This window comes from Longimycelium tulufanense, assembly GCF_014645795.1.
Classification (GTDB): Bacteria; Actinomycetota; Actinomycetes; order Mycobacteriales; family Pseudonocardiaceae; genus Longimycelium; species Longimycelium tulufanense.
The window spans coordinates 132743-157751 of record NZ_BMMK01000014.1; the positions used below are offsets into that span (position 1 = coordinate 132743).

Consider the following 25009-nt stretch of genomic DNA (forward strand, 5'->3'; position numbering starts at 1 on the left):
CCTCGCCACGGACAGCTAACCACGACCCGATCGACAACACGGAAGTGCCCCCTGGCCGTTACCGGACCAGGGGGCACTTTCGTCACGTTCGGCACGCGTGCGCTCCGCGTCCCGCGTCAGACCCGACGGAACAGCAGGGCGCGCTTGACCTCCTGGATCGCCTTCGTGACCTGGATGCCACGCGGGCAGGCGTCCGTGCAGTTGAACGTCGTACGGCAGCGCCAGACACCGTCCACGTCGTTGAGGATGTCCAGCCGCTCCTCGGCGCCCTCGTCCCGGCTGTCGAAGATGAACCGGTGCGCGTTGACGATCGCCGCCGGGCCGAAGTACCGCTGCTCGGACCAGAACACCGGGCACGAGGTGGTGCAGGCCGCGCACAGGATGCACTTCGTGGTGTCGTCGAAGCGCTCCCGGTCGGCCGCCGACTGGATCCGCTCCCGGGTCGGCTCGTTGCCGCTGGTGATGAGGAACGGCTTGACCGCACGGTACGCCTCGAAGAACGGCTCCATGTCGACCAGCAGGTCCTTGTGGACCGGCAGGCCCTTGATGGGCTCCACCGTGATGGTGGTGTGCTTGCCCGCACCCGCCAGCAGGTCCTTCACCAGCACCTTGCACGCCAACCGGTTCACGCCGTTGATGCGCATCGCGTCCGAGCCGCAGATGCCGTGCGCGCAGGACCGGCGGAACGTCAGCGTGCCGTCCAGGTACCACTTGACGTAGTGCAGCAGGTTCAGCACCCGGTCGGTCGGCAACGCCGGGACGTCGAAGGACTCCCAACACGGCTCGGTGTCCGTCTCCGGGTTGAACCGGCGGATCTTCACGGTGATGGTGGTGGCGCCCTCCGGCACCGGCGGCTGCGAGCCGCGGCTACCCGCCGTTGGCGCCTTCTCAACGGTCGCTGTCATCAGTACTTGCGCTCCATCGGCTGGTAGCGGGTGATGGTGACGGGCTTGTAGTCCAGCCGGATGTCCGCGGTGAGGACCTCCTGCAGGGACTTGTGGTGCGCGTGGCCCGGCTCGATGCCCTGCTTGTAGGCCATGGTGTGGCGCAGGAAGTTGACGTCGTCGCGGGCCTGGTAGTCCTCGCGGGCGTGCCCGCCGCGCGACTCCTTGCGGTTGATCGCGCCCTGCACCAGCGCCTCGGCCAGGTCGAGCAGGAAGCCCAGCTCCACGGCCTCCAGCAGGTCGGTGTTGAACCGCCGGCCCTTGTCCTGGATGGATACCCGGGCGTACCGCTCCTTGAGCGCCTGCACGTCGGTCAGCGCCTGCTTGAGGGTGTCCTCGGTGCGGTACACCGAGGCGTTCATGTCCATCGTGGCCTGCAGTTCGGTGCGGATGTCCGCGACCCGCTCGTTGCCGGTGCCGCCGCGCACCCCGTCCACCAGTGCCTCGACGAACCGCGCCGGCTGCTCCGGCAGCTCGACGTGCTCGTGGACGGCCGCGTACTCCGCGGCGGCGATGCCGGCTCGCCGGCCGAACACGTTGATGTCCAGCAGGGAGTTGGTACCCAACCGGTTCGCGCCGTGCACCGACACGCACGCGCACTCGCCCGCCGCGTACAGTCCGGGAACTACGTTGTCGTTGTCCCGCAACGCCTCGCCCTCAATGTTGGTGGGGATACCACCCATCGCGTAGTGCGCCGTCGGGTACACCGGCACCGGCTCGGTCACCGGGTCGATGCCCAGGTAGGTGCGGGAGAACTCGGTGATGTCCGGCAGCTTGGCGTCCAGCACCTCGGCACCGAGGTGGGTCAGGTCCAGCAGCACGTAGTCCTTGTTCGGGCCGCAGCCGCGACCCTCGCGCACCTCGGTGGCCATGGCGCGGGCCACCATGTCGCGCGGTGCCAGGTCCTTGATGGTGGGCGCGTAGCGCTCCATGAACCGCTCGCCGTCGGCGTTGCGCAGGATGCCGCCCTCGCCCCGCGCGCCCTCGGTGAGCAGGATGCCCAGCCCGGCGAGGCCCGTCGGGTGGAACTGGTAGAACTCCATGTCCTCCAGCGGCAACCCCTTGCGGAACACGATGCCCATGCCGTCGCCGGTCAGCGTGTGTGCGTTCGAGGTGGTCTTGAAGACCTTGCCGAACCCGCCGGTGGCGAACACGACCGCCTTGGCCTGGAACACATGGATCTCGCCGGTGGCCAGCTCGTAGGCGACCGCGCCGGTGCACACCGGACCGTTGTCGGTGTCGGTGAGGCAGATGTCCAGGACGTAGAACTCGTTGAAGAACTCGATGCCCTGCTTGACGCAGTTCTGGTACAGCGTCTGCAGGATCATGTGACCGGTGCGGTCGGCCGCGTAGCAGGCACGACGAACGGCGGCTTCGCCGTGGTTGCGGGTGTGGCCGCCGAACCGCCGCTGGTCGATCCGGCCCTCGGGCGTACGGTTGAACGGCAGGCCCATCTTCTCCAGGTCGAGCACGGCGTCGATGGCCTCCTTGGCCATGATCTCGGCCGCGTCCTGGTCGACCAGGTAGTCACCGCCCTTGACGGTGTCGAAGGTGTGCCACTCCCAGTTGTCCTCCTCGACGTTGGCCAGGGCCGCACACATGCCGCCCTGCGCCGCGCCGGTGTGCGACCGGGTGGGGTAGAGCTTGGTCAGCACCGCGGTGCGGCAGCGCTGCCCGGCCTCGATGGCCGCGCGCATGCCGGCGCCGCCGGCACCGACGATGACCACGTCGTACTTGTGGAACTGCATCGTTGGTTCTCCTCGCCGGCCGCGTCAGTTCCCGATGTTCGGGTCGAAGGTGAAGATCACGAACGAGCCGAGCGCGATGGTCAGCACGGTCGCCGTGTAGAGCAGAATCTTCAGCCAGAACCGGGAGGCGTCCCTGCGGGCGTAGTCGTTGATGACGGTCCGCAGGCCGTTGGCGCCGTGCAGCATGGCCAGCCACAGCATGGACAGGTCCCAGAACTGCCAGAACGGCGACGCCCAGCGGCCGGCCACGAAGGCGAAGTTGATGCGGTGCACGCCGCCGTCGAGGATGTTCATGATGAACAGGTGGCCCAGGACGAGCACCACCAGCGCCAGGCCCGACAGCCGCATGAACAGCCAGCTGTACAGCTCGAAGTTGCTGCGCCGCACGGGCGCGCGGCGCGGGGTGCGCGGGGCGTCGAGGGCCGGCGTGGAGTCCAGGGTGGCAGCCATGATCAGTGACCCCCGAACAGCTCGGAGATGGTGCGGGCGAGCATGAAGTAGGCACCGGGGACCATCACCAGCAGCCAGATGCCCGCGATGACCCAGAACATCGCCCGCTGCACCTTCGGTCCCTTGGACCAGAAGTCGACCAGCATCACCCGGATGCCGTTCAGCGCGTGGTAGAGCACGGCGCCGACGAGGCCGACCTCCATCAGGTTGACCAGCGGGTTCTTGTAGAGCTCGATGGTCTTGTCGTACGCGTTCGGCGAGACCCGCACCAGCGCGGTGTCCAGAACGTGCACGAGCAGGAAGAAGAACGTGAGTACGCCGGTGATCCGGTGGGCTACCCACGTCCACATGCCCAGGTCTCCGCGGTACAAGGTGCCCCCGCCGCCGCGGGAGCCGCCCTCCCGCGCCGGGGCGCCCCCCGTGCCCAACTCGGAGGCGGTGGTGCTGGCCATGGTGGACGGCCTCCAACATCGCTGGTGGACTGCGGCTCCGCGTTCGGGTATACGGAGCCTTGACCTTCCGGATGCTAGTCCTGCGTCATCCACCCGGCCCAATGGCGGACGTCTCGGTGTGATCGATGAGACAACGTGTGGTAAACGCCGTGATCGTCCTGCCCCGGCCCCGCTCCGGCGGGAGTGTCGGCAGAACCGCAGTTCAGTGGGCGTGTGGGTGCGTGTGACCCGGTCGGGTGAGCGAGCCTTGCGGCTCACGGCGGCGGTCACTCCGGGTGCGCATCGAATGGGTGCCAGACGCGGTGTCGAACGCTTGTTCTAGGCGGCATCGCGCATTCCGTACCGATTCCGGAGAACGTCGGGCGACCGGGTGAACCGTCTCCACCATTCCATTCTTTTTGTTGTCTGAACGGGGAATCGGGTTGCGCCGTCGTCGTTTCGCGCCCGGATGTGATGGTGGCGCAGGCTGAAGCCTTGTGCCGTGAGGCGGGAGACACCCGGTTGCGGGCCGAGGAGCGGAGGGGATGGCCCGGCAGCAAGCGGGCGTCGGGCGGCCGATCGGGCTCTGTACCGAGAGGTTGTGGGGCGGCGGAACCCTCTCGGCGTCCGGATCGGTTCTGCAGTGCCATCTGTGGCGGGTGGGGCGGTCGTGCCCTCGCGCTACTTCCGTGCTGCCCGGTGTGTCCGAATCCCGCGCAGCAAGAACAACTTGGGCCCCGAGTGGCTACTGAGTGGGCGGGTATCGGCGGCTGTCGGTGCGGAGCGTAGGCATTCTCGTTGCGGAGCGTCATCAACCGGAATCGCTGCGCTGAACACCGCCAACGATTCGGTCACGTGGCCAGACCACCGTGCCGCCCCACCTGCGAGGACGAGGTACCGTCCCTGCCCGACCCACCAACGGCGGTGGTGTCGTGCTCGTGAAAGCGGGAGGAGAACGAGCAGTGCGTCGAATGCGCGGCGTCGTCCTCGCGGTCATCGCCCTCACCGGCGCGATGTCCCTCGTGGCCTGCGCCAAGGACGCTGGGCGGCGTGGCTCCGTCGGCGGTCAGGCCGCGGCCTGCAAGCTCGCGGACAAGCCCGAGCTGATCCCCGGCCTCATTGCCACCACCACGGCGACCGGCGAGCGGATCGACGGCAGCCACCTGCGGGTCGGCCTGGCCTTCGACGTCGGCGGCCGGGGCGACGAGTCGTTCAACGACGCCGCCGCGGCCGGCATCGACCGGGCCAAGGAAGAGCTGGGCATCACCGACGTCCGGGAGGTCACCGCCTCCCACCAGGAGTCCGAGGACGTCAAGCAGTCCCGTCTCCGCCAGCTCGCCCAGGACGGTTTCAACCCGATCATCGCCGTGGGCTTCTCCTACGCCGACTCGCTCGAGGCGGTCGCGCCCGAGTTTCCGAACGTTCGTTTCGCCCTGGTCGACGCCACCGTCGAGGGTGCTCCCAATGTCACCCCGCTTCTCTTCTCCGAGGAGCAGGGCTCGTTCCTGGTCGGTGTTGCCGCCGCCTACAAGAGCAGGAACTGCCACGTCGGGTTCGTCGGCGGCGTGGAGACCCCGCTGATCCAGAAGTTCGAGGCCGGTTTCCTGCAGGGCGCCAAGGCCGCCGCCCCGGACATTCGGGTCGACGTCAAGTACCTCACCTCGGCCGGCGACTTCTCCGGCTTCAACGACCCGGAGAAGGCCACCCACTCCACCCGCGGCCTGCTCGACCGGGGCGCCGACGTGATCTACCAGGCTGCGGGCGGGTCCGGTAAGGGCGTCTTCGCCGCGGTCGACGACGCCGACGGCGCCATGGCGATCGGCGTCGACTCCGACCAGTACAAGCAGAAGAACCTCGCCGCCTACCGGGACGTGATCATCACGTCCATGCTGAAGCGGGTCGACGTCGGCGTCGTCGACTTCCTGCGCGCGGTGGCCAAGAACGACCTGAGCGCCATGCCCGACGTCCTCAACCTCAAGGAGAACGGCGTCGACTACGCCACCTCCGGCGGGAAGCTCGACGACATCGAGGACGTGCTCGAGGCGTACAAGAGCCAGATCATCGCCGGCAACATCGAGGTGAGGGACAGGCCGGGCGCCTGAGCGCGTGACTTCGGGGCCCGAGGACCGCCTCCTCGGGCCCCGGCCCTTGAGGAGTGAGCAGATGACCACCCCAACACCCACCGGCACCGACGCCGGGGCGGATCCGGGCGGCGGTGCCACCGCCGTCGTGCTCAGCGGCATCACCAAGCGGTTCCCGGGCGTCGTGGCCAACGACAACGTGTGCCTGACGGTGCGCCGCGGCGAGGTGCACGCGCTCTGCGGTGAGAACGGCGCGGGCAAGTCGACCCTGATGAAGACCCTCTACGGCATGCAGCAGCCGGATGAGGGCACCATCGAGATCAACGGCGAGCAGGTGCACTTCCGCTCGCCGGCGGACGCCATCGCCGCCGGCATCGGCATGGTGCACCAGCACTTCATGCTCGCCGACAACCTCACCGTGTTGGAGAACGTGGTGCTCGGCGCGGAGTCGGCGCACGGCATCGGTGGGCGGGCCCGCCGCCGCGTGGCCGAGCTGGCCCGGCAGACCGGCTTCGACCTGGCCCCGGATCTGCTCGTCGAGCGGCTCGGCGTCGCCGACCGGCAGCGTGTGGAGATCCTCAAGGTCCTCTACCGCGGGGCCCGCATCGTCATCCTCGACGAACCCACCGCCGTGCTGGTGCCGCAGGAGGTCGAGGACCTGTTCGCCAGCGTGCGTGCCATGCGGGAACAGGGCTACACGTTCCTGTTCATCTCGCACAAGCTCGACGAGGTGCGCGCGATCGCCGACTCCATCACGGTGATCCGTCGCGGCACCACGGTCGGTACCGCGGACCCGGCCACGGTGACCAACCGCCAGCTCGCCGAGATGATGGTCGGCACCGAGCTGCCCAGTCCGCAGACCCGCGAGTCCGTCGTCACCGACCGTGCGGTGCTGGAGCTGCGCGGCCTGACGCTGCGCGCCGAAGGCGACGGCCGGGAGCTGCTGCACGACCTCGACCTCACGGTGCGGGCCGGCGAGATCCTGGGCATCGCCGGTGTCGAGGGCAACGGCCAGACCGAGCTGGTCGAGACGATCATGGGTATCCGTCGGGCCAGCGCCGGCCGGATCCTATTGTCCGGCAAGGACATCACCCGGGTCGGCACGCTCGCGCGGCGGGAGGCCGGCATCGGCTACGTGCCCGAGGACCGGCACCGGTACGGCCTGCTGCTCACCCAGCCGCTGTGGTGGAACCGCATCCTCGGTTACCAGACCCGTCGGCCGACCGCCAGGCGCGGATGGCTGGACCGGGCCGGTGCGCGTCAGGACACCGAGCGGATCGTGCGCGACTTCGACGTACGCACGCCCGGCATCGAGGTTGCGGCCGCCGCGCTGTCCGGCGGTAACCAGCAGAAGCTGATCGTCGGTCGCGAGCTGTCCGGCGACCCGGTGCTGCTCATCGCCTCGCACCCCACGCGCGGCGTGGACGTGGGCGCGCAGGCGCTGATCTGGGAGCAGATCAAGGACGCGCGGGCGGCCGGCCTGGCGGTGCTGCTGATCTCGGCCGACCTGGACGAGCTGCTCGGCCTGTCCGACACGATCAAGGTGATGTTGCGCGGCCGGCTGGTGGCCGAGGCCGACCCGAAGACGGTCACGCCCGAGGAGCTGGGTGCCGCCATGACCGGCGCCGCCGGCGACAGGGACGCCAAGAAGGACGGCGCCGCCGACCATCAGGAGCCCGGCGAGGGGGGTGATCGGTGATGGGGTCGTTGCGCGGCCAGCTGCTGCCGCCGGTGTTGGCGATCGCGTTCGCCGCATTGCTGTGCACGATCACGCTGCTGATCTCCGGGGCCAACCCGGGCAGTGCGCTCGCCGCGATGGTGGGCCAGGTCGGTGAGGGCACGACCGCGGTCGACATCGTCAACTCGGCGTCGGTCTACTACCTGGCGGCACTGGCGGTGGCGATCGGGTTCCAGATGAACCTGTTCAACATCGGCGTCGAGGGGCAGTACCGGCTCGCCGCGGTGGTTGCCGCCGTGGTCGGTGGCGCGGTCGCGTTGCCCACCGGGGTGCACGCCGCCTTCATCATCGTGGTTGCGGCCCTCGTCGGCGCTGCTTATGCCGCCATCCCCGCGATCCTGAAGGTCACCCGGAACGTGCACGAGGTGATCTCCACGATCATGTTGAACGCGATCGCGGCCGGCATCATCGCCTTCATGATCCGCGACGACATGTTCGGCGTGTTGCGCGGTAACAACATCTCGACCGCCGAGATCGCGTCCAGCGGGTGGGTGCCGGGCGTTCCCCTGGGTGGTTACGGGACCCTCTTCGGCCTGGCGTTCCTGGCCGTGGCCGTCGGCATCGGCTACTGGGTGTTGATGAACCGCACCCGGTTCGGGTTCGAGCTGCGCGCCGCCGGCGAGTCGCCCACCGCGGCCACCGCCGGTGGCGTCAACGCCAAGCGGATGATCCTGGTCTCGATGCTGCTCTCCGGCGGTGTCGCCGGCCTGGTCGCCATGCCCGAACTGCTGGGCCGCGACCACACCTACCTGATGACCTCGCCGGCCGGATACGGCTTCACCGGCATCGCCATCGCGCTGCTCGGCCGCAACCACCCGGCGGGGATCGCGTTCGGCGCCCTGCTGTGGGCGTTCCTGGACAAGTCCGCGGTGGCGCTGGACAACGTGGGCGTGCCGAAGGAGATCGTGACGATCATGCAGGGCTCGATCGTGCTGTCCGTGGTGGTCGCCTACGCGGTGGTCCGCCGCTTCGAGCTGCGCGCCGAGCAACGCCGGGTCGGCCAGAAGCTCGGCGGCGCCGAGCCGGCCGCCGCCACCGCCGGAGGTGCCTCGTGAACCTGGTGACCACCTCCTCCGCCGAGCCCAACCCGTCGGCCGGCCCGATGACCGAACCGGCCCCCGCGCCGCGGAGGCGCGTTCCCGGCTGGCTGTCGGCCATGCTGTGGGTGGCGATCGCGATCACGGTGGTGTCCACCACCTCGTACTTCACCGGACTGCCGGAGCTCACCTCGTCTGGCACGGTGCAGACCGCGCTGCGGCTGGCACTGCCGATCATGCTCGCCGGCCTCGGCGGCCTGTGGGCCGAACGCGCCGGCGTGATCAACATCGGCCTCGAGGGCATGATGATCATGGGCACCTGGGGTGCCGCCTGGGGCGGTTACCAGTGGGGTCCGTGGGCCGGGATGCTCGCGGCGGCGGTGTTCGGCGCGCTGGGCGGGCTGGTGCACGCCGTCGCGACGATCACCTTCAACGTCAACCACATCGTGTCCGGCGTCGCCATCAACCTGCTCGGCGCGGGCGTCACCAAGTACCTGTCGACGCTCATCTTCGCGCCGATCTCGCAGAACCCGCGCGAGTCGCCGGCGGTGCCCAAGTTCGACACGTTCTCGGTGCAGCCGCTCACCGACTGGTTGCGTAGTCTCGAGGACCTGCAACGGGTGGGGATCTCCGACGTCGCCGGAATCCTGCGTGGACTGCTTATCAACGTGTCGCCGTTGACCCTGATCGCGATCCTGCTGGTTCCGGTGAGCTTCTTCGTGTTGTGGCGCAGCCCGTTCGGCCTGCGGCTGCGGTCCTGCGGCGAGAACCCGGTCGCCGCGGAGTCGCTGGGCGTCAACGTGTACCGCTACAAGTACCTCGCGGTGACCGCCTCCGGTGCGCTGGCCGGGCTGGGTGGTGCCGCGCTGGTGCTGCAGCACGGCCAGCCCGGTTACCTGGAGGGACAGACCGGCGGGCGTGGCTTCATCGGCCTGGCCGCGATGATCTTCGGCAACTGGCGACCGGGCGGGTTGCTCGGTGGTGCCGCGTTGTTCGGCTACACCGACGGCCTGCAGCTGCGGCGTGGCGAGGAAACGGTGCACGCGTTGCTCTACGGTGCGGTGTTGTTCCTCGTGGCGTTGGCGATCTTCCAGCTGATTCGGCGTCGGTGGCTTCCGATGGTGATCGCCGGGGCGTCCGCTGGACTGCTGTATGCGCTGTACTGGTACACCGACGAGCTGCCGGAGCAGCTCACCCCGTACGCACCGCACTTCCTGACCCTGATCGTGCTGGCGGTGGCGGCACAACGGCTCCGACCACCGGCCGCGATCGGTGCGACCTACCGGAAGGGTGAAGGGGGCTAGCCCAATGTCGTCCACAGTGGACTGGGAGGCGTTGCGGTCGGCCGCCGCCGAGGCAGCCGACCACGCCTACTCGCCGTACTCCGGACTGCGCGTGGGAGCCGCCGGTCTCGCCGACGACGGGCGGCTGGTCGCCGGCTGCAACATCGAGAACGCCTCCTACGGGATGGCGCTGTGCGCCGAGTGCACGATGGTGGGGCAGCTGCGAATGACCGGTGGCGGCCGGCTGGTCGCGGTGGCGGTCCGCGGCGGGGACGGCGAGCTGCTCATGCCGTGTGGACGTTGTCGCCAGATCCTCTTCGAGCTGGGTGGCCCGGACTGCCTGGTGGACACCCCCGGCGGCCCCAGGTCGATGCGCGAGGTACTGCCGGACGCGTTCGGCCCCGACGATCTGCCCTGAACCGGTCGCGTCCGGTTTCCCAGCGCGTAATACATTTCGGACTGATACATCCGACAACGCCGAGGAGTGCTCAACGATGAGCAGCGAGGCGGCTCCCCCCGTGGGCCGTGCCATCACTGCCGTGGACGTCATCCGCGCGAAGCGGGACGGGCAGGTCCTGACGCCGGCACAGATCGACTGGGTCATCGACGCCTACACGCGTGGCGCTGTCGCGGACGAGCAGATGTCCGCGTTGGCGATGGCGATCTACCTCAACGGGATGAACCGGGCCGAGATAGCGCGCTGGACGCGGGCGATGGTGGAGTCCGGCGTGCACTTGGAACTGGGCGGTGTGGACCGGCCAACCGTCGACAAGCACTCGACGGGCGGTGTTGGTGACAAGATCACGTTGCCGCTCGCACCGCTGGTCGCCACGTGCGGGGCGGCGGTGCCGCAGCTGTCCGGGCGGGGGCTCGGCCACACCGGCGGGACGCTGGACAAGCTGGAGTCGATCCCGGGTTGGCGAGCACACCTGTCGGTCGAGGAGATTTCCCGCCAGCTGCGGGACGTTGGCGCGGTGGTTTGCGCGGCGACCGAGGGGCTCGCCCCGGCCGACCGCAAGCTCTACGCGCTGCGTGACGTGACGAGCACTGTCGAGTCGGTGCCACTGATCGCCAGCTCGATCATGAGTAAGAAGATCGCCGAGGGCGCGGACGCGTTGGTGCTGGACGTGAAGGCCGGGTCGGGCGCCTTCATGAAGACGGTGAACGAGGCTCGGCGGCTGGCCGAGGCCCTGGTGGGGATCGGTGACGAGCACGAGCTCAAGGTGACCGCGCTGCTCACGGACATGTCGGTGCCGTTGGGGCATGCGGTCGGCAACGCGGTCGAGGTGGCCGAGGCCGTGCAGGTGCTGCGCGGTGACGGTCCGGCCGACGTGGTGGAGCTGACCGTCGCGCTCGCCCGCGAGATGCTGGCGCTCGCCGGACTGCCCGATGTGGACCCGGGTGAGGTGCTGGGCTCGGGCGCGGCCTACGAGACCTGGTGCCGGATGATTCGGGCGCAGGGCGGGGACCCGGAGGCGCCGCTGCCGCGCGCCCGGCACGTGCACGTGGTCGAGGCGGAGCGGGACGGGGTGCTCACCACGCTGGACGCGTACGCGGTGGGTGTCGCGGCCTGGCGGCTCGGTGCCGGCCGGACGCGGAAGGAAGAGGCGGTCCAGCACGCGGCCGGGGTGCTGTGCCTGGCGAAGCCCGGGGAGCGCGTGGCCGCCGGGCAACCGCTGCTGGAGCTGCACACCGACACGCCGGATGCGGTCCCGGCCGCGCTCGCGGCCCTGGCCCGGCAGATGGAGATCGCTGACGAGGCTCCCGCCCGCACACCGTTGGTCATGGACGTCCTCCGCGGCAAGGTCCGCTGAGGCCGGCAGTACCTGACCGAGGCCGGCCCGTGCGCGACGCACCGCGCCCACGGGCCGGCCTCGCGCTCGTGCCGACCGAAGGTGCGGTTCGCAACGGGGAGACGGGCGGGGGCACCACTGCCACCCGAGCCAGGGCCGAAGGACGGTCGGTGGGCTGGGACTTCCGACCTCAAGTGCGGTTCGCGGGTGTGATCGGTGTGTGCGCGGGTCCGGCGGGCGGTGAGCCGCGCGAGCTGCGGATGGCAAACGTGGTTTGCACCGAGGACGCCGTCGACCAGCCCGGTCACGTCGGGTGCGGACGGCAAGTGCAGTTCACTGCGGCGGGACTGGCGCTGCGGCGGGGCACTGCCGGCGGCTGCCGCGTTGACCAACCGCGCTTGCGGTTTGCGATTGTGTTCGGGAAAGGCGTGCTCGCGAGCGCCCTTCGTTCCCCCAGGCGCCCTGCCGCGGAACGCAGCGAGTAACCGATCGCCCAGAACGTCGTTGCCCTTCACCGGGCCTGTTCAGGCGGGGCCGCGTGTCGCCGGGCCTCCGGTCCCGGTGTGCAAATGGCTGTTCTCCGTCGGTGGACAAATCGCTGACCTGCGAAGACATTGGCGCACAAACAGCCGGCCGGCCATCGCCCACGCGGCCCGTCGCGGCCCGCTTAGCGTCCCCTCACGTCGCCATCGGCACGACGTCCAAGGGGGACCATGAACTGGCGGTTTGGTGTGCTCGGTCCGTTGGAGCTGCGCACCCCCACCGAGGTGCGCCCGATCTCAGCCCCGCAGCAACGGCGCGTCCTGACCACCCTGCTGCTCAACGCCGGCCAGCTCGTCGGGGTTCCGGCCCTGCTGTCCGCCCTGTGGGAGGACGAGCCCCCGGCCACCGGACGCAAGGCCGTCCAGGTCTATGTCTCCCAGCTGCGCCACCTGCTCGCCGACGCCCCCGGGGTCACGATCACCGGCTCCCGGCAGGGCTACCGGCTCCAGATCCCGCCCGGCTCGCTCGACCTGTACGAGTTCCGCGACCTCGTCCGCCGGGCCACGACGGCCACGATCCGGCCCACCGACCCCGCGGTCACCGCGGACCTGCTGCGCCAGGCCCTCGACCTCTGGCGCGGCACCCCCGCCCCGGACCTCGGCAACACCTGTCGCGGCCAGCGGCTCTGCGCCGCGCTCGAGGAGGAGCGGTTGACGGCCCTGGAACACCGCATCGACGCTGACCTGCGCGCGGGGCGCCACCGCGACCTGGTCCCCGAACTGATGGCCCTGGTCGCCGAGCAACCACTGCGGGAACGCCTGCGCGGCCAGCTCATGCTCGCCCTGCACCACTCCGGCCGCCAAGCCGACGCCCTCGCCGTCTTCGCCGAGGGCAAGCGGCAACTCGCCGACGAACTGGGCCTCGACCCGGGCCTGGAACTGCGGGAGCTGCACACCGCAATCCTCACCGGCGACCTCCCGTCGGCACCCGCCAACACCCTGGCGACCATCACCGCCACGAAGCAGTGGCCGATGCGGCTCCCGCGCAAGCTCCCCGCCAACCTCGAACCCGCCCGGCTCACCCTGACGCCGTATCAGACCGTCGTCTGCGCGGCGTGCCAGCGTTAGCATCCGGCGTCGGCGGGCCGAACAGCGGCCAGGACGCCCGAGCACGCTGACACGATCGAGCTGGCACAACCGAACCACGTCACGCACCCGAAAAACGGATCGGCCCCGGCCGTTCACGGCCGGGGCCAACCCTACTGCGGACCGAGTCAAGGGGGGAGGGACTCAGGAACCGCAGTGCTCGAACGGGCTCGTGTAGGACTTGGAGCCCACCGAGCCGCCCCACTTCACGCACTTGCCGGGGGCCTTCTTCTTCACCGGGCCGGCATAGTAGCTGAACGAACCGGAGTCGGTCACCCGCTTCTCACCCTTGACCTCGAGGAAGGCCGAGGCCGCGGTCTTCTTGCCGATCGCGGTGTGCTTCATCGACACAACGCAGTTGTAGCCGTTGCCCTTGTTGTACAGCAGGTAGACACGGCCCTCGCTACCCAGACCCTGGGAGTCGACGACCTTGTAGCCGTCACCACACGCCTGCTCGGCGGTGTAGGGGTTCTTGCTGTCACCGCCACCGCAGTTCTTGCTGGTGTAGTTGGCGGTGCCCCAGTACCTGATCTGGCTGCCGTTGAACTTGATCTTCACGGCGGAGCCGTTGTACCGCTCCTCGAAGTGCAGGTGCGGGCCGGTCGAACCACCCGTGCTGCCGACGTTGCCGATGGCCTGCCCCTGCGACACGCGCTGGCCCACCGACACCTTCTGCGACGACAGGTGCGCGTAGCGGGTCGTCCAGCCGCCACCGTGGTCGATCTCGATCCACCGGCCGTAGCTGGTGCTGCCGGTGTTCGCCACCCGGCTGACCTTGCCGGCCGCCGACGCGACGACCGGGTCGCCGTTGTCGTTGGCGCGGTTGAAGTCGACGGAGTTCGCCGGGCTGTGGTTGGTCCGGGTCTGCCCCTCCCAGGTCTGCCCGCACGGGAACGGCATCTGGAAGGTCGGCGCCGCCTGGGCCTCACCCGCCCCGGCCGTCATGCCGCCGACACTCACCAGCAGGCCGATGCCTGCGGCAACGAGCCCCTTCAGCTTCATCTCATTTCTCCCCTCACGGTCACCGGTGGAGTACCGGGACCAACTTTTTGGAGGCTTCCGCGAACGATCACCGAGGTTTGAACGGCGCTGGAGTTCGCGGGGGCCGACCGGGCGCGGGTGTCCCGCAGATGCACAGCACTGGCGGGCGGGTCCCCCCGCCCGACGTCTCAGCGGATGTAGCGGACCGCGTGCGCCGTCCACTTGTCCTTCTCGTAGAAGGACCGGATGTGCACGCTGTTGGAGTCCCGCGGCGGAGCGGCCTCGAGGATCTTGTCGCCGCCCAGGTAGATCGCGACGTGCGTGGTGGTGTTCGGGTTGTCGCCCTTGCCCCAGAAGATCAGGTCACCGCGCTGCAGGTCGCTGAGCGGAACGAAATACTTCTTCTTGTACTGCTGGGTGGTGTTGGCGCCGATGTCGATCCCGGCGCCCTTCCAGAACGCGTAGAGCGTCAGCCCGGAGCAGTCGAAGCCGTACCGGTTGTAGTCATCGCCCTTGGACGGGTCACCGTCCGGGTAATGGTGGATGCCGTAGGACGGCCCACCCTTGCCACCCCCACCCCACGCGTAGGTCAGGCCGCGACCCATCTGCGACCTCGCCGCCGCGATGACCCGGTCGATCTTCTGCTGCCGGGTTCCGGTCGTCGGGCCCGCCGGACCGTTGTTGCGGCCGTGGTCCCGGGTCCCGTCGCCGGCGTGTGCACCGTCGGTGTCGCAGCGCGGCAATCCCTGGACGAAGCCGTCGACCCCGGTCTTGACGTACTTGTCGGGAACCCACAGCTTGTCGGTGGTGCGGTCCCAGATCGCGCCGCCGGCGAGCGCCTGGCAGACCACCTTCACCGGCTTGCCGGCCCTGTACTTGTCGACCACCGAGCCCGGGGCGTTGGCGGCATCACCCTTGTTCCTGCGCCCGTTGAGGTCGGTCTTCGCCGGGAAGGACTTGGGGATCGAGCACTCGGGCATCACCATGCCCGTGGAACCGGTCCTGACGTAGCCGTCCGGAATCCACATGCCGTCGGTGGTCAGGTCCCAGATGTCGCTGCCGCCGTAGCTCGGCCCCCGCTCCTGGCAGACGAGCGTGACCTTGCCGCCGGTCTGATACATGTCCGCGATCCGCTGCTTCCCGACCGGGACCTTGGGGTCCTTGACGGTCCGGCCGTCCAAAGTGGTCGTTACCGGGAACGACTTCGTCGCTGCGCTCGCCGTCGCGGCCCCGGCCGCCAAGCCCGTGCCCACACAGGCCAGTGCGGCCAGGCCGGCGACCACACGACGCACGACGGTGGGGTTGTTGCGCTTCAGCATCGGACCTCCGAATGACCCTCGACGGGCTCACCACGAACCCAGCCGATCGCGAACGTGCACTGGGAGAGCGTGTTCGTGCCGTACGACCACACCTCCCGGGCACCGGCCGGCGCGCAGTAGTTCCCGGCGGTCCGGGCCTTCGCCTTGTCCCGACCGATCCCGACCGCGGCACAGGGACGCAGGCCCTTGCCCTGGTACGCCTTCCACAGGTAGATGTAGGCGTAGTTCTTGCCGCAGCCCTTGAACTGCTTGACTGAGGCGACCGTCGTGCCACCGGGGCCCTTGAGGTAGCCGGTGTCTCCGATCTGGACGGAGCTCGCGCAACGCGGGTTGGTCTCGGCGGCGCTGGCGGGCGTCGCGACCGCCACCCCCAGTGCCGAGGCGACCGCGACGCCCCCCGCCACCGAGCTCAGCCGACGGAGGAATGTCCTGCTGGACATGGCTCAATTCCTGTCTGGAGCGAGCCGTCAGCAGCGCTCGCTGGTCTTGCCGTACTTCTGGCCGGACTGGCTCGGCACCGACCCGAGCGCGACCGTGCACTTGTTCAGCGTGTTGGCGCCGGCGGACCAGTTCTCGGCCTTGTTGCTGATGCACCGCAGGTCCTGCAGCGTCTTGCCGACGGCGATCGACGCGCAGGTCTCCCAGCTCTTGTGGGTCTTGCGGTAGCTCTCCCAGACGTAGACGTAGGCCCAGTTCTTGCCGCAGCCCTTGAACTGCTTCACCGAGGCGATCTTCTGGCCGTTGTGCGTCACGTAGGCGGTCGACCCGATCTTGGTGACGCTGGAGCAGTACGGGTTCGTCTCGGCGCTGGCCGGGGCTGCCAGCGCCAGGGTGCCGCCGAGGGCGAGGGCGGTGGCGCCGACGAAGATGGCCGCGCGACGCGCGATCGTGCCGATGGACATGGGGTTCTCTCCTCCACAGGACGCAAACCGTGGGTCCTCGCTACGGCCCGCTTCGGGCCCGCCGCCGACCGACCGGAATGTCCGTTCGGTCCGACCCACGCTTTGCATCCTGTGCGGGAGGGGTTAGAAATCGCCTAGGCGTCGGTAAAGCCGCTGCTGAGGCGCGATATGGGGGCGGCCGTGTGCCCGGCGTCGCGACACGGCGGGGCGCACGCAAAAACCCGTTACGCCCCGAACGAAACGAACGGGGCGGCCCCCGAAGGGACCGCCCCACCCGTGTCTCCCGGCCGGATCAGGCACTTTCTGCGTTGATATCGGGCACGTCGTCGATGTTCTTGTCGGTGTCTCGCTTCGCGGACTTGCCGCGGCTGGCACGGCGTTGCGGGCGGGGGAGGGAAGCCGGCACCGGCGGGGCCGCGGGTGCCCCACCGCCCAGGATCAGCTCGGCGAACGTGGCCATGGCCTCGTCGAGCTGCCCGGCCTGCCGCCGCTCGGACTCCTCGTTGGCCTTGCGCACCAACGACACCAGCGACGCCTCGTCCGGGCGGTCCGACAGCGAGCCGTCGATCCTGGTCAGACCCTGCTGCACGGTGCCGGCCAGCTCGCCGATCTGGGAGCCGACCCCGTCCTCGACCGCGTCCAGCCGCGCCGCCACCTGGTGGAGCCGGTCGGTGAGCTGCGCCAGCCGCTGCGCCAGCGAGTCCAGCCGGTTGGCGTCGAGGTCGTCGAGCTTGCCGTACACCGACTCGCGGGTCTCGGCGAGCGAGGTGTGCAGGGTGTCCGATGCCTGGTCGACGGTGCGCTGCACGGCCTCCACCGACTCGCTGAGGGAACGCTGCACCCCGTCGGTGGACTCGCCGACGTGCCGGCGCAACAGCTCCGCCGCCTCGCTGGTGTGCCGCTGCAGCGCCTCGGCTGCCTCGGTGAGCGAGCGCTGCACGGCCTCCCGCGTGCCGTCCAGGTGCTCGTGCACGCCCTCGTCGACCTCGTCGACCCGGCCCCGCAGCGTCGTCTCCAACGCTTCCAGGCGGTCCCGCACCGGGCCGTGCACGGCGCCGGGCAGCCCGTCGAGCCGGACGTCGGTCTTGTCGAAGCGTCCGTTGATGTCGTCCAGTCGCTTGTGGATGTGAGCCAGCCGGTCCTCCAGACCGTCCATCCGGCCGGCGACTCCGTCGAACCGGCCGGCGACCCCGTCCAGCCGGCCATCCAGCTGGGCGAAGGGCTTGGCGAGCTTGTCCACCAGGCCGTCCACCGCGCGACCGAGCGCGGTGATGGCACCGTCCTGGGCCTCCAACTTGGCAAGTGCCTCGTCCAGCCGCTCGGCGAGCACGCTCACCTCGGTGCGGTCGGGCAGCTCCGACAGGCGCTTGCGCACCGAGCCGAGCGACTCCAGCGGGGACAGGCGGGCGTGGATCTCGTCCAGCGCGTCGAAGATCTGCTGCTGCTCGCTCTCGCGGATCTCCGCGGCCCGAGTCAGCATGCTGCGCATCCGGTCGAACGACAACGCTGCGTGGTTGTTCTCGTTCACGGCGGGTAAGACCTTCCGAGGGGAGGGGAGACCTCCGGGAGCCTAACCACTGATCCGGGGTGGATCCCATGGCCCCCGGCGCGTCGGGGCGACATCTGGCCCCCATTGCGCTATTTGGGTGGCGCTCCGGGCGGCCGACGCGGAATATTGATCTTGATGCGGTGACTCAGTACCCGGCTGCATCTCCAATCAGGTGACAAAATCTTCGGTTATGTCATTGCACCCCGTAGCGGAAAACCGGCACGACGGACCGGCTCTCCGCCCGTCGGGGTGGTTTTCCCTCCCCGTGTAACGCGTCGATCAAGTTGATCATCTTATCCACTGTGGTCCCGGTCAACCCAGGCCGAACACGCCGAAGCCCCGCGATAGCGTGACGCCATGTCGACCCCGGTGACCCTGGAGAACATTCGCCGCGCGCCCAAGGTGTTGTTGCACGACCACCTTGACGGCGGCCTGCGCCCGCAAACCGTGATCGAGCTGGCGCGCGAGTGCGGCTATCGCGACCTCCCCACACACGACGCCGACGACCTCGGCACCTGGTTCGCCGACGCCGCCGACTCCGGCTCACTGGTGCGATACCTGGAGACGTTCGGCCACACCGTCGGGGTCCTGCAGACCCGCGACGCCATCGTCCGGGTGGCCGCCGAGGCCGCCGAGGACCTCGCCGCCGACGGCGTGGTCTACGCCGAGGTGAAGTACGCGCCCGAGCTGTTCACCGAGCGCGGTCTCGGGCTCGACGAGATCGTCACCGCCGTGCAGGAGGGCTTCCGGCTGGGAGAGAAGCGCGCCGCCGCGGCCGGGTACCGGATCCGGGTCGGCACGCTGCTGTGCGCGATGCGGCAGAACGACCGCGGCCGGGAGATCGCCGAGCTGGTGGTCCGGCACCGGGACACCGGTGTGGTCGGCTTCGACATCGCCGGACCGGAGGACGGGTTCCCACCCACCCGGATGCTGGACGCCTTCCAGTACCTCCGCGACAACAACGTGCACTTCACCATCCACGCGGGCGAGGCGTTCGGGCCGGCGTCCATCTGGGAGGCCGTGCAGCGGTGCGGGGCCGAGCGCCTCGGCCACGGCGCCCGCATCATCGAGGACATCACCTTTGCCGAGGACGGCACGGCGGAGCTCGGGCGGCTGGCCGCCTACGTCCGCGACCGTCGAATCCCGCTGGAGCTCTGCCCCGCCTCGAACCTGCAGACCGGCATCGCGAAGACGGTTGCCGACCACCCGTTCGGACCCCTGGCCAAGCTTGGCTTCCGGGTCACCGTGAACACGGACAACCGGCTGATGAGCCACTGCATGCCCAGCACCGAGACGGCCACGCTGGCGGAGACCTTCGGTTACGACTGGACGGATCTGGAGCGCTTCACCGTCGACGCGATGGAGGCGGCGTTCGTGGACTACGACCAGCGTCGCCAGATCATCGACGACGTGATCAGGCCGGCCTACGCGAAGCTGAAGGCCGACTGAGTCCTGACCGCTCGCCAACGGGCACCCGCAGCCGACCGGCGATGGCTCCGGCGGCCGCGGGTGTCCGTGCGGACGGGGCTGACGTCGCCACGCGCAGGTTCTGCGGCCGCAGGCCATGGACCACAGTTCCTCGTGGCGGGAGGTCGGTGGTCGGGAAGGACAGGATCGGCAACACCCATCAGATCCGAGTCCTCGCCTTCGGCGAGTGTCATCACCGGCTCGGCCGCGCGCGACCCATGTCCCACGCTGTCCGGCACCGCCACCATGTCATCCCGCCGCCCGCGAGGGTCGTGACGGGCCCCGTGATCGTCGACGTGGTGGGGCGTCCCGCTGGTGGTGCGTCCTTGCCAGAACCCGCCTGCGCGTTGCCGCACCGGTCCCGGCGCACTTCCGTCACCCGCGGCGGTCGTCCTCGGGGTCCAACGCGTCGATCAACTCGGCCGCGCGGTCCGCGCCGAGCTCGTGCGCGAGCTCGGCCAGCTCCTCACGCATCGCCGACACCGACGCCTGCGCGGCCAACCGCACGATTTCCGCACCCAGCCGCTCCGCACCCATCGCCAGCGCCCGCTCGTCCAGGCGCAGCTCCGCGATCGCGCCGTGCACGGTGGCCGCGACCTGCACGGACCCGTCGACATTCCGCGCGCGGCCCCGTACGGCGGCGAGCCGGCGCCCCAGCTCGTCCCCGCCCGGTACCGCGGTCACCGGCGCCCGCTCGTGGCTCGGTCACCCCGTCGCCCCCCGGTGGACCACCGGTCAACCTCCCGACGTCGACCCCCCGTCCCGCGGGGGTGGCCGTGGGGTCGCGCTCTCGCCGTGCTGCGCATGATCGCCCCCTATGCGAATCCCCTTCGCACTCGGATCTTGCCGGACCGGGGCGAGTCGGGACACCGGCCCGACCGGGCGATGCATGGCCGGCCGGAGGAAGACGGGGGCGGACGGGCGGGTCAGTGCAGGGTGAGCCGCTCCTCGAACGCGGTCACCAGCTCCCGCCACGAGGCGACCTCCTCGTCGAAGGGGGCGCTGGGCGCGAGCCGGGTCGGGTCCGGGCGCACCACGAACGAGATCAGCCAGCCCAGCCGCTCCGAGGGCACCAGCGCCTGCTCCACCGTGTCGTCCCCGGCCCACCGGCCGGCGTCGGTGAGCAGCTCCACGGCCAGGTCCAGCTGGGTCGGGTCGATGGCGTCCGGCCCCTCGGCGAGGTCGTCGGCCAGGCCCGTCAGCACGTAGGTGTTGTCCTGGTCCACCTCGACGTCCAGCTCGCCGGCGGTCGCCCTGGCGAGCACGTCGTCCCAGGTGGCCACCTCCCGCAGGTCGTGCTCGGCGGCCGGCTCCGCGAGGTGGCGGGCCAGCGCGCGGGCCGAGCCGAACACGTCGATCCGGCCGTTGCGCCCCAGGAACAGCGGCTCCTCGTCGAGGTAACAGCGCAGCGTGTAGAACTCGCCCTGGCTGGTGATGATCCGGATCGGGTCGATGCCCACCTCGGCCCAGAAGCCGGTCGGCTCCTCCTCGACCTCCTCGGGCTCGGCGGGTTCCTCGGTGGCCGGCTCGGTGTCCTCGACCGCCTCCTCCAGCTCGGCCAGCTCCTCCTGGGCGGTGGCCAGGGCCGGGGCGTCCACCTCGGGGGTCCGGATCACGCCCTCGATCGCGTCGAGGACCTCGTCCCACCGCTCGGCGACGACCTTGGCCAGCTCGTTCCACAGCTTCTGCCCGTCGCGACCGGAGAACGGCAGCGTGCCCCGGTCGAGCAGCTCGAACGCGGCCGAGGAGGCCAGCACCTCGGGCACGACCGCAAGATCGCAGACATCGGCCAGCGACCGGACCATCGCCACCGTGCCGGCCAGCTCGGCCAGCGTCCAGGTGTCGGGCTCCTCGGCCACCAGCTCCATCACCCCGACCAGGTCGAAGCGGTGGTCCTCGGCCGGGATCAGCTCCTCGACCGACAGCTGCGGCACCACGTGCCAGGCCGGGTGGTCGGCCAGGTCATGCTCGGGCACGGTGCGCACGAACGCGGCCAGGTGCGCCTCGTCCGGAAACGCGAACAGGGACTCGGAATCCCCGAGGAACGCCTCCCATTCCTCGCCTTCCTCGCGCCACCGCGGCGCCCACAGCGTGACCAGGTCGCCCTCGGTCAGGCCGAGCTCGATCGGGACGATGTCCTGCGCCACTTGCCGCACCTCCTGGCCAGATCACCTGCTCGGGCAGCCTACCCATCCGGGGTGCGGCGCGGCGCCGGGCCCGGGCGTGTGACCTGTCGGAGGCGGGGTCAGCGGTCCGAGGGCAGCGTGGCGGGGTTGAACACGCCGGTCTCCTCCGCCACGGCGTGGGGCCCGGTCTCTTCTTGCGCCGGGCGTGGGCGGCCCCGACCGGCCACCAGCGGCGGCCGCATCGTCGAGGCGACGTCCCAGCCGTCCACCCGAGCCGGCGCCGGCCCGGCGAGCTGCTCGACCAGTAACGTCATGTGGTCGCCGAGCACCGGGGCGAGCGCGTTGTAGCAGCGCTGCAGCGCGTCCCGGGCGGCCTGCTGCGCGGTCTGCGCGACCAGCTCGCCGAGCCGTTGCGGTCCGAGCCGCAACGCGGCCGGCTCCAGGTGCAACCCGCACAGCTCACCCCGGGCCGTGGCGGTGGCCACCACGCTGCCGTCCGGGCTCTTGGCGGTGCCGGTGATCTTGTCCAAGGTCTGCGTCAGCCGCTCGCTGGCCCGCCGTCGCTCCTCGGCGGCGGCGATCAGGTCATCACTACTCGGTCCGGCCTCGTTCACTCCAACTCCCATCGGATGCCCCGACCGGCGGGCCGGGAAGGGGCCGATTCCGGCGCGGAGGCCGCCACGACGAGGCGCTCCGGCCGGAATTGTCGAGTACGCCTCCGAGGTCGGCGAACCCACGGATCCCCGACCTCGGCGACCCGGCGGGTGCGCGCCGCAGGAACGGCGCGCCCACCCGGCCGCCACACGGGCCAGGAATGTCCCGCGGGGTGGGGCGTCAAAACCCCCTCCGGGAGAACGGGTCGTAGCCGTCGGAATCGGAGTCGGGCTCGGAGTACGGGCGGATCCCCAGTTCCTCCAGGTTGCGTACGCTGGCCTGGTCGAGCACGCCGCGCAGGGCGGCGTGCAGCCGGGCGGCGGCGTTGCGGGTCGCGCGGCCGGCCAGCTCGACGACCTCCTTGGCCAGCGCGTCCGGCCCCATGTGCAGCGCGGCCGGGGTGAGCCTGACACTGCGCAGCATCCCGCCGGGGGAGACCACCACGCTCACCGCGCCGTCCGCGGAGGACGCGTGCCCGGTCACCGGGCCGGTCCGCGCCAGTTGTTCGGCGACCCGGTACTGGGTTCGTGCCACCTGATCCGCGACCCGCCCCGTTCCGGGGTCCGTGCTGGTGTTCCCGGCCCGCCGCACCGCCGGGTCGACGGCGGGTGGGGTCTGGCGGTCCCACTCCTCGCTCACCGCTGGTTCCTCGCCTTCATCCGGTCGGGCGGAAGAATCCGAGCAACGCCTGACCGGCGTTGGTCGTCCGGACCGGTCCGATCTGGACCGGGTCTCCGGCCTCGATCAACTGGCCGTTGCCGACGTACATGGCCACGTGCCCGCTCCACACGAGGAGGTCGCCCGGCAGCAGCTGGTCGGCCGAGGGCACCCGGGCGCCCACCGTCTGTTCCTGTGCCAGCCGGGGAAGCTCCAGGCCCGCGTTGCCGTACGCCCACTTGGTGAGGCCGCTGCAGTCGGTTCCCTGCGGCGGGTTGGAACCGCCCCAGACGTACGGGGTTCCCAACGCGGATAACGCATTGCGGACGGCGGCCGCGGCAACCTCGTTCGGCGCCTCCACGACCACCCCGCCGGGGAGGCTGATCTCGACGCCGCTGCCGGGCTGCGGCGGAACCGCCATCGGCAGGTCGGGTCGGACCCCCGTGGCTCCACCACCGGTCTGCTCGCCCCCGGACGTCGGGTGGCCACCGGGCGAAGTCGCCGAGGAGGTACCGCCGTGTGCGTTGTTTCCCTCGGGATTCGCACCAATCGCGCCGCCCAACCCGTCCAGCGCCACGGGTTCCCTCGGCTGCAAGGCGTTGAGCCGCGCCACCAAGGGGATGAGCTGGTCGCGCACCTTCTGCAGTTCCCCCGCGGTGCGGCTCGCGTACTCGTCGGCAACGATCTTCGCCACGCCGCAAGCGCGCAATACCGCGCCCGGGTCGTTGGCGCCACTGCTCGCCACGGCCGCCTGCAGGAACGCCGACACCCAGCCGACGTACTCGTCAATCAGTTTCTGGATGGAACTGCGGCCACCGGAGACCGCATCCAGGGCGGTGCCGGCGACCGTCTGCATCGTGGCGCAGTTGCTCGCCAGCCTGTCCATCACACCGTCGAACGTCCCGATCCGGTCGTGGAACTCGGTGGCCTTCTCGCCGTACCAGCCATTGAGAGCGGCATTGGCGCTGCCCGTGTGTTGCCCCCTGAGATCCCGTAAGGCGGTTGCGGCGCGACCCAACGCCTCACCCGCTGCACCGGCACTTCCGGTGTCGCCGTCTAGTTTGGCCAGGTGGTCCCGCATCGGTCCCACCAGCCCCTCGACCAGACCGGTGATGTCGAAGCCCATTCGCTGCCCCCTCGCGCTCGCCCGCTCAGCGGCCGGCCCGCCGCAGTGCGGCGGCCGTTTCCTGGTCCTGGCGCTGGTAGCCGGCGAGCGCGTCGCCGACCGCACCGGCCAGGCCACCCAGGCCACGGGCCGCCGCGGTCACGCCGTCCCGGCTGGCCCGTGCGGCGCGCCGGAACGCCTCGGCCAGCCCGACCTCGTGGCCCAGCCGGGAGAAGCAGTCGTCGCCGAGCGTGGCCGGAGTGTCCAAAGTAGACCCGATCTTGCCGAGATCGTCCGCGATCCCGGGTACCGACCCGGCATAGGACCGGAGTGCTTCCTCCTCGACGCGGAAGCCGTGTCCCCCCATCTCCACCTCCACGAGTGTGCGCAGTGTGCCCTGGAACCCGTCGCCGTCCCCAGCCTGCCCGACACCACCGTCCGGCGTGGCCGACTTCCCCCGGATGGCGCGCACGCCACCGCCGTCTTGGCGGCAGCGCGGACACCTGTGGAGCTGGAATCATGATCCCATGGGCGTGACCGAGGGCTGGGCCCACCTGCTCGGGTGGCTCGCCGAGCACGCACCGGCGACGTACGAGGTGATCCGGCCGGGAGCGGCCGACGGCGACATCGACGCGTTGGAGCGGGAGCTCGGGGAGCGGCTGCCGGGCGACGTGCGCGAGTGGTGGCAGGCGTGCGACGGCACCGAGGACGGTGTTTTCGCCGAGCTGTTCCCGCCGTTCTACACCCCTTACTCCGCCCTGGGCGCACTGGACTCCTGGCGCGGCAGGCGCAAGGCGTGGCACGGCAGGTGGGAGGAGCCGGACTGCGAGCCGGAGGCCGGTGCCCCCGGTTTCAGCTACCACCCCTCGTGGGTGCCGATCGCCTTCGACGGCTGCGGGGACGACCTGGTGGTGGACCTGCGTCCGGGGATGGCCCGTGGTTGTGTCCTGGAGTGGGACAACGAGGTGTGCCAGGTGCTCAAGCCGGAGTGGTCGAGCCTGGCGGCGATGCTCGACGAGGTGGGCGAGGCGTTGGCCTCCGGTACCCGGGTCGGGCACTGCGACCCCCACGTCACGTGGGACGGCCGCCTCGACTGGCGCATCCACTGAAGAGCGC

Annotated in this window: 24 protein-coding genes; 9 read left to right on the top strand and 15 right to left on the bottom strand. The window is 70.3% G+C overall.

The window, feature by feature from the left end:
* Window positions 1-116: 116 nt before the first annotated feature.
* From IEY55_RS16130 to sdhC, 4 genes are read right to left on the bottom strand one after another with little or no spacing between them, the layout of a single operon-like run.
* Window positions 117-905, bottom strand: a complete 789-nt coding sequence (locus IEY55_RS16130; RefSeq protein WP_189058623.1) for a succinate dehydrogenase iron-sulfur subunit — start codon at window positions 903-905, stop codon at window positions 117-119.
* Window positions 905-2692, bottom strand: coding sequence for a succinate dehydrogenase flavoprotein subunit (gene sdhA / locus IEY55_RS16135; RefSeq protein ID WP_189058625.1), 1788 nt, complete (start codon window positions 2690-2692; stop codon window positions 905-907). Before sdhA ends, IEY55_RS16130 begins: the two co-directional genes overlap by 1 nt.
* A 24-nt stretch (window positions 2693-2716) precedes the next feature.
* Window positions 2717-3142: a succinate dehydrogenase hydrophobic membrane anchor subunit gene (locus IEY55_RS16140; RefSeq protein WP_189058627.1), complete on the bottom strand. Its 426-nt coding sequence runs from the start codon at window positions 3140-3142 to the stop codon at window positions 2717-2719.
* Window positions 3143-3144: 2 nt separating this feature from the next.
* Window positions 3145-3594 carry a succinate dehydrogenase, cytochrome b556 subunit gene (sdhC, locus tag IEY55_RS16145; protein WP_189058629.1) on the bottom strand — a complete coding sequence of 150 codons (450 nt, stop codon included), beginning with the start codon at window positions 3592-3594 and terminating at the stop codon, window positions 3145-3147.
* Between the two features lie 950 nt (window positions 3595-4544).
* Here sdhC and IEY55_RS16150 point away from each other — a divergent pair.
* The 7 genes from IEY55_RS16150 to IEY55_RS16180 all read left to right on the top strand — a co-directional run bounded on the left by IEY55_RS16150 (window position 4545) and on the right by IEY55_RS16180 (window position 13115).
* Entirely contained in the window at window positions 4545-5675 is a 1131-nt protein-coding gene (locus IEY55_RS16150) for a BMP family lipoprotein (RefSeq protein WP_189058707.1), read from the top strand.
* 61 nt (window positions 5676-5736) lie between these two features.
* Window positions 5737-7353, top strand: coding sequence for an ABC transporter ATP-binding protein (locus IEY55_RS16155; protein WP_189058631.1), 1617 nt, complete (start codon window positions 5737-5739; stop codon window positions 7351-7353).
* The gene (locus IEY55_RS16160) at window positions 7353-8447 is read left to right on the top strand and encodes an ABC transporter permease (protein ID WP_189058633.1); all 1095 of its coding nucleotides are present in this window, start codon (window positions 7353-7355) and stop codon (window positions 8445-8447) included. Before IEY55_RS16155 ends, IEY55_RS16160 begins: the two co-directional genes overlap by 1 nt.
* Window positions 8448-8494: 47 nt before the next feature.
* Window positions 8495-9733 carry an ABC transporter permease gene (locus tag IEY55_RS16165; protein WP_189058709.1) on the top strand — a complete coding sequence of 413 codons (1239 nt, stop codon included), beginning with the start codon at window positions 8495-8497 and terminating at the stop codon, window positions 9731-9733.
* A 4-nt stretch (window positions 9734-9737) separates the two neighbouring features.
* Window positions 9738-10130 (top strand): cytidine deaminase, encoded by a 393-nt coding sequence (locus tag IEY55_RS16170; protein WP_189058635.1) that lies wholly within the window; start codon window positions 9738-9740, stop codon window positions 10128-10130.
* A gap of 76 nt (window positions 10131-10206) precedes the next feature.
* Window positions 10207-11526, top strand: a complete 1320-nt coding sequence (locus tag IEY55_RS16175; RefSeq protein ID WP_189058637.1) for a thymidine phosphorylase — start codon at window positions 10207-10209, stop codon at window positions 11524-11526.
* 692 nt (window positions 11527-12218) lie between these two features.
* Complete coding sequence (locus IEY55_RS16180) at window positions 12219-13115, top strand: AfsR/SARP family transcriptional regulator (RefSeq protein ID WP_189058639.1); 897 nt, start codon at window positions 12219-12221, stop codon at window positions 13113-13115.
* Between the two features lie 162 nt (window positions 13116-13277).
* Here the strand turns inward: IEY55_RS16180 and IEY55_RS16185 are convergent, their stop codons facing one another.
* The 5 genes from IEY55_RS16185 to IEY55_RS16205 form a co-directional block, all read right to left on the bottom strand.
* Window positions 13278-14135: a M23 family metallopeptidase gene (locus IEY55_RS16185; protein WP_189058641.1), complete on the bottom strand. Its 858-nt coding sequence runs from the start codon at window positions 14133-14135 to the stop codon at window positions 13278-13280.
* 167 nt (window positions 14136-14302) lie between these two features.
* A complete protein-coding gene (locus tag IEY55_RS16190) occupies window positions 14303-15433 on the bottom strand; it encodes a C40 family peptidase (RefSeq protein ID WP_189058643.1) in 1131 nt (376 codons plus the stop codon).
* Entirely contained in the window at window positions 15427-15873 is a 447-nt protein-coding gene (locus tag IEY55_RS16195; protein WP_189058645.1) for a hypothetical protein, read from the bottom strand. The genes IEY55_RS16190 and IEY55_RS16195 overlap by 7 nt, the downstream gene beginning before the upstream one ends.
* 27 nt (window positions 15874-15900) lie before the next feature.
* A complete protein-coding gene (locus tag IEY55_RS16200) occupies window positions 15901-16335 on the bottom strand; it encodes a hypothetical protein (protein ID WP_189058647.1) in 435 nt (144 codons plus the stop codon).
* A 292-nt stretch (window positions 16336-16627) separates the two neighbouring features.
* Window positions 16628-17824 carry a coiled-coil domain-containing protein gene (locus IEY55_RS16205; RefSeq protein ID WP_189058711.1) on the bottom strand — a complete coding sequence of 399 codons (1197 nt, stop codon included), beginning with the start codon at window positions 17822-17824 and terminating at the stop codon, window positions 16628-16630.
* 417 nt (window positions 17825-18241) lie between these two features.
* Between IEY55_RS16205 and IEY55_RS16210 the strand changes: the two genes are divergently transcribed.
* Window positions 18242-19333, top strand: a complete 1092-nt coding sequence (locus tag IEY55_RS16210; RefSeq protein ID WP_189058649.1) for an adenosine deaminase — start codon at window positions 18242-18244, stop codon at window positions 19331-19333.
* 393 nt (window positions 19334-19726) lie between these two features.
* On the opposite strand, the gene IEY55_RS16215 is transcribed toward IEY55_RS16210, so the two are convergent.
* The 6 genes from IEY55_RS16215 to IEY55_RS16240 form a co-directional block, all read right to left on the bottom strand.
* The gene (locus IEY55_RS16215) at window positions 19727-20035 is read right to left on the bottom strand and encodes a YbaB/EbfC family DNA-binding protein (RefSeq protein WP_189058651.1); all 309 of its coding nucleotides are present in this window, start codon (window positions 20033-20035) and stop codon (window positions 19727-19729) included.
* Window positions 20036-20277: 242 nt separating this feature from the next.
* Entirely contained in the window at window positions 20278-21498 is a 1221-nt protein-coding gene (locus IEY55_RS16220; protein ID WP_189058653.1) for a SatS C-terminal domain-containing protein, read from the bottom strand.
* 98 nt (window positions 21499-21596) lie between these two features.
* Window positions 21597-22091 (bottom strand): YbaB/EbfC family nucleoid-associated protein, encoded by a 495-nt coding sequence (locus IEY55_RS16225; RefSeq protein WP_189058655.1) that lies wholly within the window; start codon window positions 22089-22091, stop codon window positions 21597-21599.
* Window positions 22092-22311: 220 nt separating this feature from the next.
* The gene (locus IEY55_RS16230; RefSeq protein WP_189058657.1) at window positions 22312-22770 is read right to left on the bottom strand and encodes a YbaB/EbfC family nucleoid-associated protein; all 459 of its coding nucleotides are present in this window, start codon (window positions 22768-22770) and stop codon (window positions 22312-22314) included.
* Between the two features lie 16 nt (window positions 22771-22786).
* Complete coding sequence (locus tag IEY55_RS16235; RefSeq protein ID WP_229686441.1) at window positions 22787-23914, bottom strand: C40 family peptidase; 1128 nt, start codon at window positions 23912-23914, stop codon at window positions 22787-22789.
* A gap of 25 nt (window positions 23915-23939) precedes the next feature.
* Entirely contained in the window at window positions 23940-24365 is a 426-nt protein-coding gene (locus tag IEY55_RS16240) for a hypothetical protein (protein ID WP_189058659.1), read from the bottom strand.
* Window positions 24366-24420: 55 nt separating this feature from the next.
* Here IEY55_RS16240 and IEY55_RS16245 point away from each other — a divergent pair, with 55 nt between their 5' ends.
* Complete coding sequence (locus tag IEY55_RS16245) at window positions 24421-25002, top strand: SMI1/KNR4 family protein (RefSeq protein WP_189058661.1); 582 nt, start codon at window positions 24421-24423, stop codon at window positions 25000-25002.
* The last annotated feature ends 7 nt before the right edge of the window (window positions 25003-25009 follow it).